Raw genomic sequence first — 18,231 nt, 5'->3', positions numbered from 1 at the left:
GCCAAGCTCGAAGGCAAGACCGAACGACAACGCAATCCTCACCCCAAAGGCTCTCTAGCCTTCGCGGCCTGGGCCATCGCCCGCCGCGGCGGCTGGACAGGCTACTACGGCAAGCCAGGCCCCAAGGTCATGCGCATCGGCCTCGCCGAATTCCACGCCATCAAGCACGGAACCAAACTCAATCTGCAAAATGTGTGAATCCGATAGCACGATAGTGGGGGAGAGGTGGCTCGGCGAAGCCGAGACGGAGAGGGGGAACCGCGCTCTACGAAAAGGCCCCCCTCTCCGGCCGCTTTGCGGCCACCTCTCCCCCGCTTCGCGGTGGGCGAGGAACCCAAGTCTTGAGAGATCCGCGGGACAGCAACATCTTCCCCGCAAGGGGGAGATCGGCAGCTTCGCCGACGACACCTCCTCCGAAAGGTGCGATTCCCCTCTCCCGAGCAACCCCAAGCTTGACGCCTCGACGAAATGCAACTATGGAACGCCAACTTTTTCCATAAGGCCGCCTGACCGAAACCGCGCGCCACCCGGCGCGGGTCGAATGTTTGGGCAGGACCGAGAACCGAAGGTTAGAACCATGTCCCGCACCTGCGAACTCACTGCCAAGGCAGTCATGTCCGGCAACAATGTGAGCCACGCCAACAACAAGACCAAGCGTCGCTTCCTGCCCAATCTCGTCAATGTGACGCTGATCTCGGAAGCGCTGAACCAGAATGTGCGCCTGCGCATTTCGGCCAACGCGCTGCGTTCGGTCGAGCATCGCGGCGGCCTGGATGCCTTCCTGGTCAAGGCAGATGCCAAGGAATTGTCGCAGCGCGCCCGCCTGTTGAAGAAGCAGATCGCCAAGAAGCTCGCCGAACAGCCGGCCGCCTGAGTTTTTCGGCGGTCAGTCGCCTTCCAGGGCGTGACCCGGGTTCCGGATCGCGTTCCGCTGGTTCCATTACCCAGGATAAAAAAATGATTTTCCTCTCGCGGTACCTGCCCTTCGTGGCGGCCATGGCGCTCGTCGTCGTGGCATCGAACATCCTTGTGCAGTTCCCGATGCAGGGTGCAATCGGCGGGTTGTCGTTGGCCGACATCCTGACCTGGGGCGCCTTCACCTATCCGTTCTCATTCCTGGTCACCGATCTCGTCAATCGCCGCTATGGGCCGACGGTGGCGCGCAGGATCGTCTTTGTCGGCTTCATGACAGCGGTGATCTGCTCGATCGTCATCCCGCCGCTGCTGTTTCGCCACGGCCTGATCGAATTCGAGACCGCCGCCGACCGGCTGGTGCGCATTGCCGCGGCGTCGGGCGCCGCCTTCCTCACCGCGCAGTTGCTCGACGTCACCGTGTTCAACCGGCTGCGCCGGCAGAGTTGGTGGCGCGCACCGATCGTCGGCACGCTGGTCGGCTCCGTCTTCGATACGGTGGTGTTTTTCACCGTCGCCTTTGCGGCGGCTTTCGCCTTCGCCGGGCCCAACGACGGCTTTGCGCTGGAAACCGCGCCATTGATGGGCGTGCTGCCGGTCGAGACGATGCGCTGGATATCCTGGGCGCTCGGCGATCTCAGCGTCAAGCTGGTCATAGCGGTGGTGGCGCTGATCCCCTACCGGCTGCTTGCCGCCCGCTGGAGCCAACCGGCACTGGCGGCATAGAGCATGATCCCGAACCGAAGGTCCGCGTTAGCGGAAAGTGGGAACCGGTTTTCGGACAAGATCATGCTCAAAGACTATCGAGCATGATCCCCTGGCTTCAACTGGACTCGGCAAAAACGCCTGACGGCGGACAGGAACTCCGCCTGAAACGGCGCGGCGGCGAATTCTCGATCATGCTTGGCGCGAACGAGCTGATGAATAGCCGGCTTAGCGGTTCCGAAGAGGCGCTGGCCAAACTGTCCTGTCAAAGGATTGCCGGCCGCCGGACCCCAAACATCCTGATCGGCGGCCTCGGCATGGGCTTTACCTTGCGCGCGGCGCTGGCCGAGCTTGGCGCCGATGCGCAGGTCACCGTTGCCGAACTGGTACCGGCGGTCGTGATTTGGGCGCGCGGGCCGATGGCCGAGGTTTTCGACGGCTGCCTTGACGACCGGCGAGTCAGTATTCACGAGACCGACGTCGGTCAGCTCATCCGTTCGCAAGCATCGGCCTGGGACGCGATCCTGCTCGACGTCGACAACGGCCCCGAGGGCATCGTCCACAAGGCCAACGATGCGCTCTACAGCGCGGCCGGCCTGATCAGCGCGAGAGCAGCTCTCAAGCCCGGCGGTGTGCTGGCGGTCTGGTCGCAGGGCCCTGACGCAGGTTTCACCCGAAGGCTCAAGCAGGCGGGGTTCACGGTCGAGGAGGTCAAGGTGCGGGCTCACGGCAAGCGCGGCGCCCGTCACATCGTCTGGCTCGCGAGCAAGGGGCAATAGGCCCCTTACTGGACGCCGCCCGATAACGCCGACGAACCTCTACCGCGCTTTCTGAAGCTCGGCGGCGAGTGCCTGCAGCAGCCCGCGCGTACCCTCCTCGCGCCCTTGCGCTGAATCGACGCCATCGAAGAACGCACCCTGTTCGGTATAGGTCAGGCGGGTGCCGTCGCCGGAGGGTGCGAACTCGACAGTGGTGAGCGACGCCGACAGCGGCTGCGGCCCGACCGCCATCCGGTAGGAAAATACGATGCGCCGGTCGGGGACGATGTCCTGGAACTGCGCATCGAGCCTGATCTCCGGGCCGCCCTGATGGCTGAACCGCGAAACCTCGCCGCCGCCGACACGGAAATCGAAGGTGAATTCGGCGATGGTGAAGCCGTCGCCTTCGACGCGCCAGCGCCGTACTGTCGCCTTGTCGGCAAAGGCGAAGAAGACGCGCTCGGGCGATTGCGGATAGGTCCGCTCGATGCTGAAGATCGAATGGATGACGGAGTGCCCGTCGTTAACCGGGGCAATCTGGTTCATTTCTTGTCGTCCTTTTCCTGGTCGTGGAGTGTCGCGTTCGGTTGGTCAGTCTCCGCCAGGATCTGGCCGAGACGGTCGAGGTGGCGTTCGGCCGGCGTACGGCGCGCGGCGATCCAGTCGGCGAGCGGGGCAAGCCCGCCAGGCTCGATCCGGCAGGTGCGCACGCGTCCGACCTTCTCGCTGCGGATCAGCCCGCACGCTTCCAGCGCCTGGAGATGCTGGAGCACGGCGGCGAAGGTCATGCCGAACGGCTCCGCCAGCTGGCTGACGGTGGCCGGCCCGCGGCTCAGCCTTTCCAGGATTGCCCGGCGCGTCGGCTCGGCAAGAGCCCGCAGGATGCTGTCGATCTCGGAATACTTAAGCATGGACTTGAGTATTTCGCCGATGACGCAAATTGTCAAGTCACGACTTAAGTATTTTGCACATGGTGAGAGCCGGCTGGAAAAACTCGGCGATGCCGGTCATTGCCCGAGGAAATCGCCAAGGACATTGCATGCGCTGCGAACGACGTGGAAACGCCAGCGTCGCCGTCAGCCACCGGTCGCGCGTCAATCCTCGTGCAGGATGAATTCCAGGTAAAGATTGCGCTGCAGGATGGAATGGTTGTCGTCGGACATCAGCGACACGATCAGCGCGCCGTCGTCGCGAGTCCAGACGTCGAGCGCTTCCATGTTGTCGATCTGGTAACCCATGTCGGCTTCAAGCAGCACCGGCCCGTCGGCGACGGCGCCCTTCTCGACGCTTTCGCCATAGATGCGCCGCAGCCGCATCTTGACGCCGCGGGCCATCGAAAAACTGCGCTCCAGCAGCAACAGGTCGCCGTCCGGCAGGAAGGCGCCGTCGGTGATGTCGAAATCGCCATTGCGCTTGACGGTGAAGACGCCCTTGTGCGGCCCTTCGATGATCGCGGCAAAGATGTTGCCGGCCTCGTCGAGGCTCTTCTCCGACACCACGACCAGTCCGCCCGCGTGCTGCCCGTTGGGATTGGCGCGAGTGACGGTCTCGAAGCCGCGATTGCGGCGAAGTTCCCCGGCCGGGATCAGGAAGTCCAATTGCCTGAACGGCGCCTTCATGTCGTCCGGGTCGATCTTGAACTCGGCGATACGGTGATCGCGCTCGAAGCCGACCGTGGCAATGCCGTCCTTGACCGCGAGGCCTTCGGCATCGACCGCCCATTTCTCGTCGATCGGCTGGCCGGCCGCATCGACCATCTGCTGCATGCGAAAATTCTCGATGCCGGAAGGCCGCTTGTCGGCATCGTGGACGAGGGTGCCGAAGAACCAGAAGCCGGTGTCGGCGACGCCGATGAAATCGCTGCCCGGCTTGAGGAACCGAAGCGCCGACAGCGCGCCGAAATCGCGTGTCGGCGAGGTCATTTCGAGTCCGCCGACGAATTCGAGCGGCCCGAACTGTTTGTCCGGCCGGCCGATATGGAATTCGCTGATCGGCCGTGCCGAGATTTCGGCCGGCTCGACCGAGGCCGGCCCGGCAGAGATAGCAGGCGCCAAACTGATGCCTAACAACGCAATGGCGGCCAAAAGCTTCTGCCGAAAGCCGCCGCGGGAAAAAATCATCCGGCGCGCCGCATGCCGCCGCGCCGCGTGTCGCGCACGGTTTCCTCGCCGAACAGCGAGGCCAGCTGCTCGGTCATGGCGCCGGCCAATTCTTCGGCATCGACGATGGTGACGGCGCGGCGATAGTAGCGGGTAACGTCGTGGCCGATGCCGATGGCCAAAAGCTCGACCGGCGAGCGCGTCTCGATGAGCTCGATGATGGCGCGCAGATGCCGCTCGAGATAATTGCCGGGATTGACCGACAGCGTTGAATCATCGACCGGCGCGCCGTCCGAGATCATCATCAGGATCTTGCGCTGCTCCGGCCGCGCGATCAGCCGGTTGTGCGCCCACAGCAGCGCCTCGCCGTCGATGTTTTCCTTGAGCAGCCCCTCGCGCATCATCAGGCCGAGATTGCGGCGCGCCCGCCGCCACGGATGGTCGGCGGATTTGTAGATGATGTGGCGCAGATCGTTGAGCCGGCCGGGGTTCGGCGGCTTGCCTTCCTTCAGCCATTTCTCGCGCGCCTGTCCGCCCTTCCAGGCGCGGGTGGTGAAGCCGAGGATTTCGACTGAGACGCCGCAGCGTTCCAGCGTGCGCGCCAGGATGTCGGCGCAGGTCGCCGCGACCGTGATCGGCCGGCCGCGCATCGAACCCGAATTATCGAGCACCAGCGACACCACCGTGTCGCGGAATTTGGTGTCGCGCTCCTGCTTGAAGGACAGAGGCTGCATCGGGTCGATGACGACGCGCACCAGCCGCGCCGGATCGAGATAGCCCTCTTCGAGGTCGAAATCCCAGGAGCGGTTCTGCTGCGCCATCAGGCGGCGTTGCAGCCGGTTGGCCAGCCGCCCGACGACGCCGGAAAGGTTGGCGAGCTGCTTGTCGAGGAAGGCGCGCAGCCGATCAAGCTCCTCCTCCTCGCACAGTTCTTCCGCACCTACGGTCTCGTCGAAGGCCGTGGTGAAGACCTTGTAGTCGATCTCCTTCGGCAGATTGGTGAAGGGATTGTCGTTGCGGCGCGCCTCGCCGGGCGTCTCCGCATCGGCGTCGTCATCGTCGGAGAGATCCTCGGCGGTGGCGTCGGAGGCCTCCGTCTCGGCCGATTGCTCGTCGTCCGACGATGCCTCTGTATCCTCGGACTGCGACTGCTCGGAGCCGGAATCGTCTTCGCCGCCCTCCTCGCTCTGCTCCTCGCCTTGCGGCTGGTTTTCGTCGTTGTCCTCCGAGTCTTCCGTCTCCTGGTCGTCGCCGAGCTCCTCGGCCATTTCCATGGAGGCGAGCATCTCGCGCACGACGCGGGCGAATGCCTGCTGGTCGTCGAGCTTTGCCGACAGCCCGTCGAGATCGGCGCTGGCCTTTTCCTCGACCCAGGGCCGCCAGAGATCGACCAGCCGTTCGCCGCTTTTCGGCACAGCGCGGCCGGTCAGTTTTTCGCGCACCATCAGCGCCAGCGCTTCCTCGATCGGCGCGTCGGCCTTGTCCTTGACGTCGACGAGGTTGGCCCTGGCGTATTTGTCCTCCAGCATCGAGCCGATATTGTCGGCAACGCCCTGCATGGCGCGAGAGCCTATCGCCTCGACCCGGGCCTGCTCGACCGCGTCATAGATGGCGCGCGCTGCCTTGCCTTCCGGTGCCAGCCTGGTGTGGATGCGCGCATCATGGCAGGCGCGCTTCAGCGCCATGGAATCGCCGAGCCCGCGGGTGATGGCGATGTCCGCCTTCGATGCCTTCTTCGGCAATTCCGGCAGCCGGGCACGGCTGCCGGCCAGCGCCGGCCGGTCCTTGGCGAAACCGACCTCGAGATCCTTGTCGCCGGCAATGGCGCGCATGCAGACGGTAACGGCGCGCTTGAAGCTGTCGTTCTCAGCGCCGGTCTTGGATTTGTTTCGCGTGTTGTCGCCCGGACCCGCCATCGAGACTCTGCTTAGCCCAGCACCACATTGGCAGCCGATTCCGGCAGATCTTCGCCGAAGGCGCGCTGGTAGAACTCGGCGACCAGCGAGCGTTCCAGCTCGTCGCATTTGTTGAGGAAGGTCAGCCGGAACGCCATGCCGATGTTGCCGAAGATTTCGGCATTCTCGGCCCAGGTGATGACCGTGCGCGGGCTCATGACGGTCGACAAATCGCCGTTGATAAAGGCCGACCGCGTCATGTCGGCGACGCGCACCATCTTGTTGACGATCTCCTTGCCCTTGCCGTCGCGATAGTGCTTGGCCTTGGCCAGCACGATGTTCACCTCATTGTCGTGCGGCAGATAGTTCAGCGTGGTGACGATCGACCAGCGGTCCATCTGCGCCTGGTTGATCTGCTGGGTGCCGTGGTAGAGGCCGGTGGTGTCGCCCAGCCCAACCGTGTTGGCGGTCGAAAACAGCCTGAAGGCCGGATGCGGGCGGATGACCCGGCTCTGGTCGAGCAGCGTCAGCCGGCCCGACGATTCCAGCACGCGCTGGATGACGAACATCACGTCCGGGCGGCCGGCATCGTACTCGTCGAAGCACAGCGCGACATTGTGCTGGTAGGCCCAGGGCAGGATGCCATCGCGGAATTCGGTGATCTGCAGCCCGTCCTTGACGACGATGGCGTCCTTGCCGACGAGGTCGATACGGCTGACATGGCTGTCGAGATTGACGCGCACGCAAGGCCAGTTGAGGCGTGCGGCGACCTGCTCGATATGCGTCGACTTGCCGGTGCCGTGATAGCCCGACACCATGACCCGGCGGTTATAGGCAAAGCCGGCGAGGATCGCCATAGTCGTGTTCTTGTCGAACAGGTAGTCCGGGTCGATGTCGGGGACATGCTCGCTCGTCACCGAATAGGCCGGCACCACCATCCTGGAGTCGAAGCCGAATGTCTCCTTCACCGACACCGTGGTGTCGGGCAGGTTGGCGATGTCGCGATCGACCTTGTTCATCTCTATCAACGTCTCCACAAGCGAAACGCCGCGTTTCGCTGGCAATCGATTTTGTTCGGGGGCGGTCTTAGAGCCTTTTCCAACCTTATGAAAGTTGGAAAGCGACACGAACCGTAAGGTCGCTCAGCACAAACCTGCCTGCTTGAGCACGCGATACGCCTGGAGCACATCGCGGAACCGGTCTTCCGAACCTCTGTCGCCGCCATTCGCATCCGGATGGTGGCGTTTCACAAGTTCCTTATAGCGCGCCTTGATATCCTTGCCACTTGCCTTTGTATCAAGGCCAAGCGTTTCCAGTGCCTTGGCCTCAAGCGGCTTGGCCTTGCGCTCGCGTGCTTCGCGCGGGTCCTTCGGGCCTTTGAACAGGTCGAAGGGATCGCGCATGCGATTGTAATAGCCGGCGCGGCCGGAGCGCGCCTGGGCGAAATCGGGCGAGGAGCGTGTCGAGGCGCCGTTGACGCCCATTTTCCAGGTCGGCCGGTGACCGGTCATGGCTTCCTTCTGGAAGCGCGCGATCTCGGTGTCGGGAACGCCCGAGAAATAATTGAAGCCCTTGTTGTACTCGCGCACATGGTCGAAGCAGAACTGGAAATACTCGCCTTCCTTCATGCGTCCGACCGGGGCGCGGTGGGTACCGGCCTCCTTGCAGCCATCCCACTGGCAGATCGGCGAACGCGACTTCAGCTCCGCGTCCTTCTCCGGGCGGATGCGAATCTTCTCGAAATATTTTGGGTACGGCTTCATCTCACCCATTTATGGGCTGTTCGCGGATGCGAAACAAGAATTGACATTTTCGCGATGATCGCCCTAACCGCTGAATCGCGGCATAAAACCGGCGAATGGCGAATTTTGTGCGATGACATAGATGTGGTGAAGGGAAGCGGCGATGTCCATACAGGCAACGATGGAAGATAAGCTGAAAAAGGCGTTTTCGCCGGAACGGCTGTCCGTCATCAACGAAAGCCATCTTCATGCCGGGCATCATCATGTGGATTCCGGCCATCACGCCACCTTCGACGGCGCCGGCGAGACGCATTTCCGCGTCCGCATCGTCGCCCCCGCCTTTGCCGGCATGAGCCGCGTCGAGCGTCACCGCGCCGTCAACGATCTGCTGGCCGAGGAGTTGAAATCCGGCGTCCACGCCCTGGCGATCGAGCCGGCGGCGCCCGGCGAAAAGACCCGCTGGTAATTGCCCTACCAGATCGTCTTTACATATCGATAGTCTCGCAGCTTCTGATCCGCGGTCACCAAAGGTGCCGCAAATTTTCGACTGGTCGCAACAATGATCCGATCAGCCGGATCTTTGTGAAACTCTCCCGGAAGTTCGGTACTATTCACGGCAATGTCATTATCGACGGAAATGAAGCTCAGTTTTTCGAGTTTGCTGACCGTCGCCAGCCATTCGCCCACGTCCATCGATAGCAGGAGACGCCCCCGGGAAATCAGCATGGCGATTTCCCATGCCGATATCGAGGAGATCAAAATCTCGCCACCTATCCTCTCCCGCTCGATTGCGTGAAGTGCGGGTTCTGAAAGCATATCGGTCTCACCGCCGACCCAGCGGACGAGAACATGCGTGTCCAACACGATCAATTGCTGGCTTCCCAATCATCTTCGGCCACCGGATCCGTGGGGCGGTCGTAACGCAGGACGGACCCGCGCAGCACCTCCAAAGGGTCGCGCGCAACCGATTCATAGCGTCGTATCTCCAGTGTGGGCTGGCCGTGATCGGTCACAATGATTGGCTCGCCACTCGTTTCAACCTGACGAAAATACTCGAGAGCCTTTGCCTTGAACTTCGATTTCGACACCTGCGCGGCCATGCGCCACCTCAATGAACAAAATTGCCGTTCACTATATAGGACCAGAAGTGACCACGGGCAATGACCACGGTCACAGCAATCGCTCCGGCTTAGCCGTCCCTCGTTCCCCGCGTCTGCGCGCGCCTCACCGGCCTGCCGCCATCCAAAAGACCCGCTGGTAACTCAGCCGAGGCTCGCCCTCAGGAAAGCCATCACCGCTGCGGTCAATGTATCGCCTTCGGTGCCGAAGTCGCGATTGATCGACATGTGCGAATAGGCGCTGCCGTCGAACAGCGTGACCCTGGTTCCGGTGGCGCGCAGACGCTCGGCGAAGGCCTGCGCGTCCGCCGCGCGGGCTTTCGCGCGCGAATGGGCGATAAAGGTCGGCGGGTGCTTGCGGCCTTCGACGTAGGTGACAGGCGACAGCGCGCGCCACTGCGCCGGATCGGAAAAGGCGCGGGCATAGACCCCTGCCATGCCGCCGCTCCTGGCCAGTGCCTCCAGATCGTAAGCCCTGGTGTCGTCGAGGACCAGCGCCGCGACGCCGGGCAGGCCGCCGCGCAGGCCGGTCAATGCGACGAGATGGCAGCCGGCCGAATGGCCCATTGCGACGATCCGGTCCGGATCGCCGCCATGCCTGGCGATGTTGGCGCGGACGTAGCGATAGGCCAGTTCGACATCAGCCGCCTGGGTGGCGACGTCTGCTTCAGGCAACATCCGGTAGTCGATCGAGACGAAGCAGAAGCCATTGTCGAGCAGGAAACCAGGCTTGGAGTTGACATTGTTGCGGTTGCCGACCCGCCAGGCGCCGCCATGGACGAAGAAGACGACCGGCAGGCCGCTTGCGCCATCGCGGGAATAGATGTCGAGCTTGGCCGGACCATAGTCGAAGGTTTCGGGCGATTGCGAACGCAGCCGCGATGCGGCACGAGCCTGCCCCGGCAGCAGCGCCGCCATCGACGCCAGAAGCAGGGTTCGCCGATCGATTGTCATAAACGCCTGACTGCCCACGGCTGCCACAAGGTGCGCACTGTCATTCTCCAAGCATCGCCGGCTTGATCCTCAACCGTGCGATCCGGTTCTTGTCGCGCTTCATGACGACGAAGCGCTTGCCGTGAAACGTAAAGGCCTGCTTTTCGTCCGGGATCGACTGCGCCTCGTGGATGACAAGGCCGGCGATGGTGGTGGCTTCCTCGTCCGGCAGGTTCCAGTCGAGCGCCCGGTTCAGGTCGCGGATCGGCACCGTGCCGTCGACGACGACGGAGCCGTCGGCCTCCTGCTTGACGCCCTGGATGTCGATGTCGTGCTCGTCGGCGATCTCGCCGACGATCTCCTCGATGATGTCTTCCAGCGTCACCAGCCCTTCGACCTCGCCATATTCGTCGACGACGATGGCGAAATGCGCCTTGCGGCGCAGGAAGGCATTGAGCTGCTCCTGCAGCGTCGTGGTGTCGGGCACGAACCACGGTTTCGACGCGATCTTCATCACGTCGATCCGGGAGAAATCGTTGCCGACCTCGTTCAGCGCGCGCAGCAGATCCTTCGCGTGCAGCACGCCGACAATGTTGTCGAGCGAACCCTTCCACAACGGCATGCGGGTGTGCGGGCTCTGCAGGATCTCGCGAACCACCGCTTCCGGCGGGTCGTCGGCATTGACCGAGCGCATATTGGTGCGGTGGACCATGACGTCCGACACTTCGAGCTCCTCGAGGTCGAACAGGCCGCCAATGCGGGCGCGGTCCTCGCGCACCACCTGGCCGTCGCGGCGGAAATCGTCGACGGCGCCGCGCAGTTCGTCGCGCGCCGAGCGCTGCGGCTCGATGCGTTGCAGCTCGTAGCCGAAGGCGGCGAGCATTTGCCGGCGCAGGACGAAGCCCAGCAGGCCGAGGCCGGCGAGCACTGCAGCCGCGATCCAGCCGGCCTGGCTCATCCCGGATGGTTCTCCCGGAGGAACGCCAGCACTTCCGAGGCCGGCACATCCCGGGCGATGAAGGCCTGGCCGATGCCGCGCGTCAGGATGAAGGTCAGCGCGCCGCGCGACACCTTCTTGTCCTGGGTGATGAAGGAGAACAGCGTCTCGGCGTCGGGCAGTTCGCCTGGAATGTCGGCCATGCGCCAGGGCAGGCCGACGGCGCGAAGATGCGCCTCGACACGCGCCGCGTCGTCGGGGCTCGCCAAATTGAGCCTTGACGAAAAGCGATGCGCCAGCGCCATGCCGATGGCGACGCCTTCGCCATGCACGAGCCTTGCGCCGTCATAGCCGGTCGCCGCCTCCAGCGCATGGCCGAAAGTGTGGCCGAGATTGAGCAGGGCGCGGTCGCCGGTCTCGAACTCGTCGCGGGCAACGACGTCGGCCTTGGCGCGACAGGCCTCGGCGATGGCCGCAGCCCGCTCCGGCCCGCCGGCAAACACGCGAGGCCAGTTTTCCTCCAGCCAGGCGAAGAACTGCGGCCGGTCGATCAGCCCGTATTTGGCCAGTTCGGCGTAGCCGGCGCGAAACTCGCGGATCGGCAGCGTGTCGAGCACTTCGGTGTCGGCCAGCACCAGCTTCGGCTGGTGAAACACCCCGACCAGGTTCTTGCCGCGCTTGCTGTTGATGCCGGTCTTGCCGCCGACGGAGGAATCGACCTGCGCCAGCAGCGAGGTCGGAACCTGAACGAAGTTCATGCCGCGCCGCGCGATGCCGGCGGCAAAGCCGGCGAGGTCGCCGACGACGCCGCCGCCGAGAGCGATGACGACATCGCCGCGCTCCAGCTTGGCGGCCAGCACGCCGTCGACCACCTCTTCGAGATGCGCAAAGCTCTTGGTCTTTTCGCCGGGCGGCAGCGTGATGACGGCATGTTGGATGCCTCCGCTTGCCAGGCCGGCCGCAAGCGTCGCGAGATGCGCGCTAGCGACGTTTTCGTCGGTGACAACCGCCGCTCGCGTGCCCGGCAGACGGCGCGAAATCTCGGCGCCGGCGCGTGACAGCAGGCCGGGACCGATCAAAATGTCGTAGGCACGCTCGCCAAGCCCGACTTCGACAGAGACCGTTGCATCAGCGCTCACGACCGCACCTCGTCGATGTCGGCAACGCCAAGGTGGCCGCGCAACGCCTCTACCACTTCGGCGGCAATGATCTCCTTGCGGTCGTCGCGGGTCGGCACGATGACATCGGCCGCGGCATAAACGGGGTAGCGTTCCGCCATCAGCCGTTCGAGCACGGCGCGTGGATCGGCGCTTTTCAGCAGCGGCCGGTTCTGTTTCTTGGAAACGCGCTCCATCAACAGGTTGATCTCGGCTTTCAGCCAAACCGAAACGCCATGGCTGGCGATCGCCTCGCGCGTCTGCGCGTTCATGAAGGCGCCACCGCCGGTCGACAGCACCTGCGGCCCGTGCTCCAGCACGCGCAGGATGACGCGCTGCTCCAGCGCCCGGAACTCCGCCTCGCCATAGCGCTCGAACAGGTCCGGGACGCTCATGCGCGAAACGGTTTCGATCTCCTGGTCGCTGTCGATGAAGGGCAGTGCCAGCATCGCCGCCACCTTGCGGCCGATCGCCGTCTTGCCGGCGCCCATCAGCCCGACAAAGACGATGGAACGGCCGCCCAGTCGGCCGAGCAGCGCGGCATGGCTCTCGCCCGGAGGATTTGCTGGTAGCGCATTCATGCTTCTAGGGCCTCTTTGCCGGCGTATCGACATCAAAAGCCTGTTTGCGTCAAGCGCGGCGCAACCGGGACTATGGGCTTCACCCTTGAATTGGCCGGATTGGCGTCTCATAAGGGCACAGGGTTGGAAATGCAGAATAAGACGACGGGCGAAAATTAATGCCAACACTGTTTCGCTTTGTCGTGACGCTCGCGATTCTGGCCGGCATTGTCTATGGCGCGATGTTCGCCCTGGTCATGTTCGTCGAGCCGAGAAAGGCGGAAATGAGCGTGCGTATCCCTCCGGAAAAGCTCAATCCCAAAAAATGAACAGCGCCGCCCGCATCGAAGCTTTCCTGGAGATGATGAGCGCCGAGCGCGGCGCTGCCGAAAACACGCTTTCCTCCTATCGCCACGACCTCGAGGACGCTTCCGCCGGGATCGGCGGCGGGCTTGCCGCTGCCACAAGCGCTGACATCCGCGCCTATCTCGACGACATCGCCGCGCGTGGCTTTGCCGCCACCTCGCAGGCGCGCAAATTGTCGGCGGTCCGGCAGTTCTTCAAGTTCCTCTACGCCGAAGGCCTGCGCGGCGACGATCCGACCGGCACGCTGGACAGCCCGAAGAAGGGCCGGCCGCTGCCGAAGACGATGAGCGAGGCCGATACCGGCCGGCTGCTCGACCGCGCCGCGCAGGAGGCGATCGACCCCTCGCTCAACGACGGCGACAGCCTGGCGGCGCTGCGCCTGCACGCGCTGGTCGAGGTGCTCTACGCCACCGGTTTGCGCGTTTCGGAGCTGGTCGGCCTTCCCGTGACGGTGGCACAGCGCGACGACCGCTTCTTCATGGTGCGCGGCAAGGGCAACAAGGAACGCATGGTGCCGCTGTCGGCCAAGGCGCGCACGGCGATGCGGACATGGCTTGCCGCGCGGGCGGCGGTGCCGGCTCTTGCCGACAGCCCGTTCCTGTTTCCGGCCGCCTCGGACAGCGGCTATCTTTCGAGACAGGTCTTTGCCCGCGAGCTGAAGGGGCTTGCCGCGCGGGCCGGCATTGCCACGGCGAAGATATCCCCGCATGTGCTGCGCCATGCTTTCGCCAGCCATCTCCTGCAGAACGGCGCCGATCTCAGGGCCGTGCAGCAGTTGCTTGGCCATGCCGATATTTCAACGACGCAGATCTACACGCATGTGCTGGAGGAGCGGCTGGTGCGTCTGGTCAACGATCATCATCCGCTTGCCGACTAGGCGTCATGTCGCTATGTGAGAACGACGTTCCACCGCGCCCAGCCTGCATTTTCAGGCTTGCGTCAGTCATTGCCTTCCGACTTGCCGGTCCGCCCAAGAATGTACAATTACCTCGATTTCGAAAAGCCTGTGCAGGATCTCGAAGGCAAGATCCTTGAGCTGAAGAAGCTTGCCGAGAACGGCGAGGCGGTCGATGTCGGCGATGAGATCGCCCGCCTCGAGAAGCGCTCGCGCGATGCGCTGCGCGACGCCTACAAGGCGCTGACCCCGTGGCAGAAGGTGCAGGTGGCGCGCCATCCGGACAGGCCGCATTGCATCGACTACATCAAGGGCCTGCTTACCGATTTCACGCCGCTCGCCGGCGACCGCAATTTCGGCGAGGACCAGGCGATCGTCGGCGGCTTTGCCCGCTTTCGTGGCGAGCCGGTGGCGATTATCGGCCAGGAGAAGGGTTCCGACACGGCAAGCCGGCTGAAGCATAATTTCGGCTCGGTGCGGCCGGAGGGCTACCGCAAGGCGGTGCGGCTGATGGAACTCGCCGACCGCTTCCAGATCCCGCTGCTGACGCTGGTCGACACTGCCGGCGCCTATCCCGGCGTCAACGCCGAAGAGCGCGGCCAGGCGGAAGCCATCGCCCGGTCGACCTCGGCCTGCCTTGGCCTGAAGGTGCCGTCGATCTCGGTGGTAATCGGCGAAGGCGGCTCGGGCGGCGCCATAGCGATCGCCACCGCCAACCGCGTCTACATGCTCGAACACGCCATCTATTCGGTGATCTCGCCGGAAGGCGCCGCCTCGATCCTGTGGCGCGATACCACGCGGTCCAGGGATGCTGCGACCAACATGAAGATCACGGCGCAGGACCTGCTGGAGCTGAAGATCATCGACGCCATCATCGCCGAGCCGCTCGGCGGTGCCCATCGCGCCCCCGAAACGGTGATCGCCGCCACCGGCGACCTCATTGCCAGGACGATGAAGGAATTCTCCGGCGCCAACACCGACTTCCGCGAGCATCGCCGCGAGAAATACCTGGCGATGGGCCGCAATCTGTAACATCCGGCAGGCACGCGGCCCGAAATGTGGCGGCGTGAACCAGTTTCGCCACAAAAATGCCGCTGCATTCGGCTCAGTGGACTTGCCGTAAGGGGACGCGCCAGCATGATTGCGGTAAGGAATTTTCAAGGTTAACGGGCTTAGGGTCCGTCAGTGGTCAGTTTAGCAGCCGCGGCATCCGCGGCGCAGAGATGAAGACGATAGCCATATCCATGTTAGCCAGGCTTGCCCGCACCGGAGTTCTGATCGCTGCGATCGGCGTCGCCGGCTGCAACGATGCTTCGATGAAGGATTTTGCGCCGCAAGCCAACAAGCCGCTGCCGGACAAGATCCTGTCCGAGATGAAAGCCAAGGGCATGGTCCGCACCTCCTCGGTGATGGCCCGCATCTTCAAGGAAGAAGGCAAGCTCGAAATCTGGAAGGCCAAGACCAACGGCCGCTACGACCTGGTCGCCAGCTACGACATCTGCAAATGGTCGGGCAAGCTCGGGCCGAAGTTCACCGAAGGCGACCGCCAGGCGCCGGAAGGCTTTTACACCGTCCGTCCGGCACAGATGAACCCGCGGTCGAATTATCACCTGTCCTTCAACATCGGCTACCCGAACGCCTATGATCGCGCCAATGGCCGCACCGGTTCGAACCTGATGGTCCATGGCGCCTGCTCGTCGTCTGGCTGCTATTCGATGACCGACGCGCAGATCGAGCAGATCTACGCCTTCGGCCGCGACGCCTTCCAGGGCGGCCAGACCGAGTTCCAGATCCAGGCTTTTCCGTTCCGCATGACCGCAGCCAACATGGCGCGCTATCGCAACGACCCGAACTACGAATTCTGGAAGATGCTGAAGGTCGGCTACGACAATTTCGAGGTCACCAAGGTGCCGCCGAAGGTCGACGTCTGCGAGAAGCGCTACGTGTTCAACCAGATTGCGGCCGACGGCTCGACCTTCAATCCGACCGGCCCTTGCCCTGCAACCACCCAGCCCGATTCGCTGAAGAGCGCCATCAACGCCTATCAAAGCACCTATGAGGCGGCCTTCAACGGCGCCATCAAGGCCAGCGTGCCGGCGCCCAAGCCGACCATCGCCGGGATCAAGGAAGCCAGCATCGTTTCCGACTGGTCGAAACGGCGTGCCCGCGGCGAACGCGTTCCGATCGAGCCGCCCTCGCTGAACCCTGACGGTACCGTGGCCGAAACGGCGCGCATGGGCCGCATCGATTCGCCGGCGGGCCGCAAGATGGCGGCGCTCGACGCCGAAAAGGCTGCCAAGCAGAAGGCCGAGGAACAAAGGCTTGCCGCCATAGAAGCGGCCAAGGCCGCGAAAGAGGCAGCCAAGGCGCAAGCCCTGGCCGAGAAGGAAGCTGCCAAGGCCCAGGCGCTCGCCGAAAAGGAAGCAGCCAAGACCGCCGCAGAGATGCCTGTCGCCACCGCCACCGTAGCGCCATCGGACGCCGCCCCGGCAGTCGAAACGCAGGCTGCGGACGCCGAAAGCACGGCGACAAGATTGAAGAAAAAGCTGCTCGGCATGTTTGGCGGCTGAGCTTTATGCTTGAGCAAGAAGATGGGGGCCAAAAAAACAGGCCTTCAACCAGCCGCGCCGCCGTCTACGACCTCAAAGGCTTGAACTGCCCGCTGCCCGTGCTCAAGGCAAAAAAGCGCCTGGCCGCAATGCAGCCGGGCAGCCGGCTGTGGCTCGAAACCACCGACCCGCTCGCCGTCATAGACATTCCCGCCTTCTGCGCCGAGAGCGGCCACCGGCTGGTCGAGACGACCGCGACGTCAGGCGGCCACCGCTTCCTGGTCGAGCGCGGCTGAGCGGGGTAATCTCCCCCTCGAGGATGAGATGTCGCCGAAGGCGACAGAGGGGGTCGCCTCGCGTAAAGCGCCAACCTTGATCTGCCGCAGGAGGCCGCGTCCGGTCGCGTCGACCCCCTCTGGCCTGCCGGCCATCTCCCCCTCGAGGGGGGAGATCGGCAGCTTCACCCACGCCCGGCAATAGCCAGCGGATTGCTTTCCAGGGCAGCGCGGTCCGGCGTGTCGATCGACGGCCGGTTGGTGAAGGCGGCGAACAGCCGGCGGATATAGTCTTCCGGCATATCGAGCGTGATCAGCATCAGTCTGGTGCCGCGCTGGCTGTCCGGCCAGGCCGGCAGTTGCACCGGCGGATGCAGGATCTTCTGCACGCCATGGATAACCAGTGGCCGCGACGGGTCTTCTGCAAGCTCGATGACGCCCTTCATCCGCAACAGGCGCTCGCCATGCGCCGAGCGCAGCAGATCGAGGAACATCTCGATTGCCGAAAACGGCACCGGCCCGTCATGGACCAGCGAATACGAACGCACGCGGGAATCGTGCCTGTGGCCATGACCATGACCATGGTGATGGTGGTCGCCACCGTCATGCCCGTCGTCATCATGCCCGCTGTGGTCATGCCCGCTGTGGTCATGGTTGTGGCCGGCTTCTTCGCCCAGCCAACGCTGCACATCGACCGATTTGGTAGCCGGATTGTAGAGCCCGCAATCGAACAGGGTCGCGGCGCTCGCCTGGCTCGTGTCGAGCACCACGGCGCTCGGGTTGAGCTGCCTGAGCCGCGCCCGCGACGCCTCGACATTACCTGCATCCGTGGCCAGGTCGGCCTTGCTGAGCACGATGCGATCGGCGACCGCCACTTGCTTCACTGCCTCGACATGGGCATCGAGCGTCGCATTGCCGTTGACGGCATCGACCAGGGTGATGACGCCGTCGAGCCGGAAGGCCTGGACCAGGGCCGGATGCGCCATGATCGATTGCAGCACGGGGGCGGGATCGGCGAGCCCGGTGGTCTCGACGACGACGCGGGCAAGCCGGTCGATGCGGCCGGTCTGCAGCCGGTCGACGAGATCGGCCAGCGTGTCGACCAGCTCGCCGCGCACCGTGCAGCAGAGGCAGCCGTCGGAGAGCTGGATGATGCCGTCGGAGGCCTGCTCGACCAGAAGATGGTCGATCGCCACCTCGCCGAACTCGTTGATGATGACGGCGGTGTCGGCGAGCGCCGGATCCCGGAGCAGCCGGTTGAGCAGCGTCGTCTTGCCGGCGCCGAGAAAGCCGGTGAGCACCGAAACGGGGATCGGGAAGCCGGCCATGC

General features: G+C 64.0%; 22 protein-coding genes and 1 pseudogene. 10 read left to right on the top strand and 13 right to left on the bottom strand.

Annotated features, from left to right (window positions below):
• From NKH21_RS20570 to NKH21_RS20555, 4 genes and pseudogenes are all read left to right on the top strand, one after another.
• Positions 1-198 (top strand): annotated as a pseudogene (locus NKH21_RS20570) (IS4 family transposase); the annotation flags it as partial.
• A gap of 379 nt (positions 199-577) precedes the next feature.
• Positions 578-874 (top strand): 50S ribosomal protein L28, encoded by a 297-nt coding sequence (rpmB, locus tag NKH21_RS20565; protein ID WP_292664929.1) that lies wholly within the window; start codon positions 578-580, stop codon positions 872-874.
• 83 nt (positions 875-957) lie between these two features.
• Positions 958-1,638: a queuosine precursor transporter gene (locus NKH21_RS20560; protein WP_352666433.1), complete on the top strand. Its 681-nt coding sequence runs from the start codon at positions 958-960 to the stop codon at positions 1,636-1,638.
• A gap of 83 nt (positions 1,639-1,721) precedes the next feature.
• Positions 1,722-2,396, top strand: coding sequence for a spermidine synthase (locus NKH21_RS20555; protein ID WP_352666432.1), 675 nt, complete (start codon positions 1,722-1,724; stop codon positions 2,394-2,396).
• A gap of 39 nt (positions 2,397-2,435) precedes the next feature.
• Here NKH21_RS20555 and NKH21_RS20550 read toward each other — a convergent pair whose 3' ends face one another.
• From NKH21_RS20550 to NKH21_RS20525, 6 genes are all read right to left on the bottom strand, one after another.
• Positions 2,436-2,921, bottom strand: a complete 486-nt coding sequence (locus NKH21_RS20550) for an SRPBCC family protein (RefSeq protein WP_352666430.1) — start codon at positions 2,919-2,921, stop codon at positions 2,436-2,438.
• Positions 2,918-3,286, bottom strand: a complete 369-nt coding sequence (locus tag NKH21_RS20545) for an ArsR/SmtB family transcription factor (protein WP_352867153.1) — start codon at positions 3,284-3,286, stop codon at positions 2,918-2,920. Before NKH21_RS20545 ends, NKH21_RS20550 begins: the two co-directional genes overlap by 4 nt.
• Before the next feature lie 183 nt (positions 3,287-3,469).
• The gene (locus NKH21_RS20540; RefSeq protein ID WP_352666426.1) at positions 3,470-4,495 is read right to left on the bottom strand and encodes an esterase-like activity of phytase family protein; all 1,026 of its coding nucleotides are present in this window, start codon (positions 4,493-4,495) and stop codon (positions 3,470-3,472) included.
• Positions 4,492-6,390, bottom strand: coding sequence for a cobaltochelatase subunit CobT (gene cobT, locus NKH21_RS20535; protein WP_352666424.1), 1,899 nt, complete (start codon positions 6,388-6,390; stop codon positions 4,492-4,494). Before cobT ends, NKH21_RS20540 begins: the two co-directional genes overlap by 4 nt.
• 11 nt (positions 6,391-6,401) lie before the next feature.
• The gene (gene cobS / locus NKH21_RS20530; RefSeq protein WP_352489391.1) at positions 6,402-7,388 is read right to left on the bottom strand and encodes a cobaltochelatase subunit CobS; all 987 of its coding nucleotides are present in this window, start codon (positions 7,386-7,388) and stop codon (positions 6,402-6,404) included.
• Positions 7,389-7,511: 123 nt separating this feature from the next.
• Positions 7,512-8,141: a J domain-containing protein gene (locus NKH21_RS20525; protein WP_254816626.1), complete on the bottom strand. Its 630-nt coding sequence runs from the start codon at positions 8,139-8,141 to the stop codon at positions 7,512-7,514.
• Positions 8,142-8,274: 133 nt separating this feature from the next.
• Between NKH21_RS20525 and NKH21_RS20520 the strand changes: the two genes are divergently transcribed.
• Complete coding sequence (locus tag NKH21_RS20520; RefSeq protein WP_352666423.1) at positions 8,275-8,577, top strand: BolA family protein; 303 nt, start codon at positions 8,275-8,277, stop codon at positions 8,575-8,577.
• 5 nt (positions 8,578-8,582) lie between these two features.
• Here NKH21_RS20520 and NKH21_RS20515 read toward each other — a convergent pair whose 3' ends face one another.
• The 6 genes from NKH21_RS20515 to NKH21_RS20490 form a co-directional block, all read right to left on the bottom strand.
• A complete protein-coding gene (locus NKH21_RS20515; RefSeq protein ID WP_352666442.1) occupies positions 8,583-8,975 on the bottom strand; it encodes a type II toxin-antitoxin system VapC family toxin in 393 nt (130 codons plus the stop codon).
• A 2-nt stretch (positions 8,976-8,977) separates the two neighbouring features.
• Positions 8,978-9,211: a type II toxin-antitoxin system Phd/YefM family antitoxin gene (locus NKH21_RS20510; RefSeq protein ID WP_352666421.1), complete on the bottom strand. Its 234-nt coding sequence runs from the start codon at positions 9,209-9,211 to the stop codon at positions 8,978-8,980.
• Positions 9,212-9,373: 162 nt separating this feature from the next.
• Positions 9,374-10,183, bottom strand: a complete 810-nt coding sequence (locus NKH21_RS20505; protein ID WP_352666419.1) for an alpha/beta hydrolase — start codon at positions 10,181-10,183, stop codon at positions 9,374-9,376.
• A gap of 40 nt (positions 10,184-10,223) precedes the next feature.
• On the bottom strand, positions 10,224-11,120 hold the full coding sequence (locus NKH21_RS20500) for an HlyC/CorC family transporter (RefSeq protein ID WP_352666418.1): 897 nt from the start codon (positions 11,118-11,120) through the stop codon (positions 10,224-10,226).
• Positions 11,117-12,238: a 3-dehydroquinate synthase gene (aroB, locus tag NKH21_RS20495; RefSeq protein WP_352867146.1), complete on the bottom strand. Its 1,122-nt coding sequence runs from the start codon at positions 12,236-12,238 to the stop codon at positions 11,117-11,119. The genes NKH21_RS20500 and aroB overlap by 4 nt, the downstream gene beginning before the upstream one ends.
• Positions 12,235-12,837: a shikimate kinase gene (locus NKH21_RS20490; protein ID WP_352666415.1), complete on the bottom strand. Its 603-nt coding sequence runs from the start codon at positions 12,835-12,837 to the stop codon at positions 12,235-12,237. Before NKH21_RS20490 ends, aroB begins: the two co-directional genes overlap by 4 nt.
• Positions 12,838-12,995: 158 nt before the next feature.
• Here NKH21_RS20490 and NKH21_RS20485 point away from each other — a divergent pair, with 158 nt between their 5' ends.
• The 5 genes from NKH21_RS20485 (at position 12,996) to NKH21_RS20465 (ending at position 16,922) form a co-directional block, all read left to right on the top strand.
• Positions 12,996-13,145 carry a hypothetical protein gene (locus tag NKH21_RS20485; protein ID WP_023677884.1) on the top strand — a complete coding sequence of 50 codons (150 nt, stop codon included), beginning with the start codon at positions 12,996-12,998 and terminating at the stop codon, positions 13,143-13,145.
• The gene (locus NKH21_RS20480) at positions 13,142-14,059 is read left to right on the top strand and encodes a site-specific tyrosine recombinase XerD (protein ID WP_352666414.1); all 918 of its coding nucleotides are present in this window, start codon (positions 13,142-13,144) and stop codon (positions 14,057-14,059) included. Before NKH21_RS20485 ends, NKH21_RS20480 begins: the two co-directional genes overlap by 4 nt.
• A 99-nt stretch (positions 14,060-14,158) precedes the next feature.
• Positions 14,159-15,109, top strand: a complete 951-nt coding sequence (locus tag NKH21_RS20475) for an acetyl-CoA carboxylase carboxyltransferase subunit alpha (RefSeq protein WP_254816618.1) — start codon at positions 14,159-14,161, stop codon at positions 15,107-15,109.
• A 212-nt stretch (positions 15,110-15,321) separates the two neighbouring features.
• Positions 15,322-16,647 (top strand): L,D-transpeptidase family protein, encoded by a 1,326-nt coding sequence (locus NKH21_RS20470; protein WP_352666440.1) that lies wholly within the window; start codon positions 15,322-15,324, stop codon positions 16,645-16,647.
• A gap of 5 nt (positions 16,648-16,652) precedes the next feature.
• Positions 16,653-16,922 (top strand): sulfurtransferase TusA family protein, encoded by a 270-nt coding sequence (locus NKH21_RS20465; RefSeq protein ID WP_352666413.1) that lies wholly within the window; start codon positions 16,653-16,655, stop codon positions 16,920-16,922.
• A 164-nt stretch (positions 16,923-17,086) separates the two neighbouring features.
• Here NKH21_RS20465 and NKH21_RS20460 read toward each other — a convergent pair whose 3' ends face one another.
• Positions 17,087-18,229: a CobW family GTP-binding protein gene (locus tag NKH21_RS20460; protein ID WP_352666412.1), complete on the bottom strand. Its 1,143-nt coding sequence runs from the start codon at positions 18,227-18,229 to the stop codon at positions 17,087-17,089.
• Positions 18,230-18,231 lie beyond the last annotated feature (2 nt).

It is taken from the genome of Mesorhizobium sp. M1329 (genome assembly GCF_040318035.1).
In the GTDB taxonomy this organism is placed as follows: domain Bacteria; phylum Pseudomonadota; class Alphaproteobacteria; order Rhizobiales; family Rhizobiaceae; genus Mesorhizobium.
The sequence above is the reverse complement of the archived record's forward strand: the minus strand, read 5'-3'. Positions and strand labels throughout refer to the sequence as shown.